Consider the following 2619-nt stretch of genomic DNA (forward strand, 5'->3'; position numbering starts at 1 on the left):
GAATCGACGATAAACATCCAAAAATCGACGATAAAAATTGGAATCGCTGATAAAGTATGAAAAATCACTGATAAACCCCAAAAAATCGCTGATACAATCTCCAGTTGGTTTTCATTCATCCTCAAATCGAAACTTAATTGAAAAGAGCAGCCGGTTCGGGCTATAATATAAAGGTTATTATTGAACGGGGAGGCGGCAATACTGGAAAAATCAGTGAATATCAGACTGACGACAACCATCCGCCAGCCGGATATGGATGAGCAAGTGATGAATCTTGAATCCTATGGGACATTGACGGAGAAAAACAACCGCTGGTATCTGCAATACCGGGAGCAGCAGGATGAACTTGAAATCCGGACCATTGTGAAATTCAATGAAGAAGAAGCGGTGATCATGAGAAGCGGCGGACTTCAGATGAGGCTGCCGTTTTTATTGCATAAAGAGCAGACCGGCAACCTGACGAATGAACAGGGTTCATTCATGCTGACGACGACGGCGCATGAATTGTCGATGAGCGGCACTCATTTTAAAGTGCGGTATGATCTGGCGCTCGGCGGCGATCATGCGGGCGAATATGAAATGGAAATTCTATTTTTGGAGGCTAAATGATGAATGCAGTTGAAAAAGTTCAGCACGCCATTAAACTAGCGATAGCAGATGCCGTGAAGAAAGCGGAACTGACAGAAGAAGGGGTGGATGTCCACCTGGAATCGCCGAAAGACAAAGCAAACGGCGATTATGCCACCAATATCGCGATGCAATTGACGCGCGTGGCGAGAAAAGCGCCGAAAGTGATTGCGGAAGCGATTGTTGCCAATGTCGATAAAGAAGCGGCGAATATCGAGAAAATTGAAATCGCCGGTCCGGGATTCATTAATATCACCATCAAAAAAGACTATCTTCTCGATGTTGTGAAAACGGTGCTCGAGCAGCAGCAAAACTATGGCCGCACGAATTCTGGTGCAGGTGAAAAAATCCAGGTCGAGTTTGTATCGGCCAATCCGACAGGCGACCTTCACCTGGGCCATGCCCGTGGTGCATCCGTCGGCGATTCGCTGTGCAACGTACTGGATTTGGCAGGCTACGATGTATCCCGCGAATACTACATCAACGATGCTGGAAACCAAATTAATAACCTTGCGCTGTCGATTGAAGCGCGATATTTCGAGGAGCTTGGCCAAGGTGACAGCATGCCGGAAGACGGCTACCGCGGCCAGGATATCATTGATATCGCGAAAGGGCTTGTGGCCGAATATGGCGACAAATTCCTCGACATGACCCACGAAGAGCGCTACGCGGAATTCCGCCGCCACGGCCTCGAAGTGGAACTTGCGAAGCTACAGAAAGATCTGGCTGATTTCCGTGTCGAATTCGACGTCTGGTTCTCGGAAACGTCTCTATATGAAAAAGGCGAAATCGACATTGCGCTGGATAAACTTCGCGCCAATGGACATATATACGAAGAAGGCGGCGCAACCTGGTTCCGTTCAACGACATTCGGCGACGACAAAGACCGCGTCCTGATCAAGAACGACGGAACGTATACGTATTTAATGCCGGATATCGCTTACCACGATGACAAGCTGACACGCGGTTTCGACAAGCTGATCAACGTCTGGGGAGCAGATCATCACGGTTATATTCCGCGCATGAAAGCGGCAATCGAAGCGCTCGGCTACGACCGCGATACGCTGGAAGTGAGCATCATCCAAATGGTGCAGCTGTATAAAGACGGCGAAAAGATGAAAATGAGCAAGCGTACCGGCAAAGCGGTGACGCTGCGTGAACTGGTTGAGCTCGTCGGGCTGGATGCTGTCCGTTACTTCTTCGCGATGCGCTCCGGCGACACGCATATGGACTTCGATCTGGATCTGGCGGTTTCGCAGTCCAATGAAAACCCTGTCTATTATGCACAGTACGCACACGCCCGCATCGCTTCCATTCTGCGCCAGGCGGAAGAGCAGGGATTCACGGCTTCAACTGAACACCTTCATTTATTGAGCAGCGAAAAAGAAGTTGACGTATTGAAGAAGATCGGCGATTTCCCGCAGGTCATCGCAGAAGCTGCGAGACAGCGCGCGCCGCACCGGGTGACAACGTATATCCATGAATTGGCTTCCCAGTTCCACAGCTTCTATAATGCCAATAAAGTATTGGATGCTTCCAACGAAGAGATGACGCGTGCGCGTCTGGCCCTGATCACAGCGGTAAAGACCACGCTTGCCAACGCATTGAAAACAGTCGGCGTCGATGCACCGGAAAAAATGTAAGAGACATTCAGAAAGTTTTCTGTATAATGAAATAGGAAAGTAAAATTGAATACCAATCATAAAGGTGCTTATGTCTAAGAACATGAGTTAAAAGGGAAGCCGGTTCGAATCCGGTGCGGTCCCGCCACTGTAAGTGTGAGCTCTCTGCAATTGCCACTGGAACAAAGTTCCGGGAAGGCGCAGAATGCGATGATCACGAGCCAGGAGACCTGCCTTCATGAAACACCCATAAGCTTGCGAGGACAGGCTGGATGCGCATGTCTTTTTATGGCGTCCTTTCAGACCTCCCGCAATTTCCTGTGGGAGGTTTTATTTTATTTCGAAAAGCGGAAGCGGCCCGTTCAGCTCC

Annotated in this window: 2 protein-coding genes and 1 riboswitch; both genes read left to right on the forward strand. The window is 49.3% G+C overall.

The window, feature by feature from the left end; genetic code table 11:
- Positions 1-180 precede the first annotated feature (180 nt).
- Positions 181-609 carry a DUF1934 domain-containing protein gene (locus KW93_RS00370; protein ID WP_235318324.1) on the forward strand — a complete coding sequence of 143 codons (429 nt, stop codon included), beginning with the start codon at positions 181-183 and terminating at the stop codon, positions 607-609.
- Positions 609-2270, forward strand: coding sequence for an arginine--tRNA ligase (argS, locus tag KW93_RS00375; RefSeq protein WP_033540964.1), 1662 nt, complete (start codon positions 609-611; stop codon positions 2268-2270). Before KW93_RS00370 ends, argS begins: the two co-directional genes overlap by 1 nt.
- Before the next feature lie 45 nt (positions 2271-2315).
- Positions 2316-2501, forward strand: a riboswitch (cobalamin riboswitch).
- Positions 2502-2619: the final 118 nt, after the last annotated feature.

Source organism: Planococcus sp. CAU13 (assembly GCF_000775575.1).
Lineage (GTDB): Bacteria > Bacillota > Bacilli > Bacillales_A > Planococcaceae > Planococcus.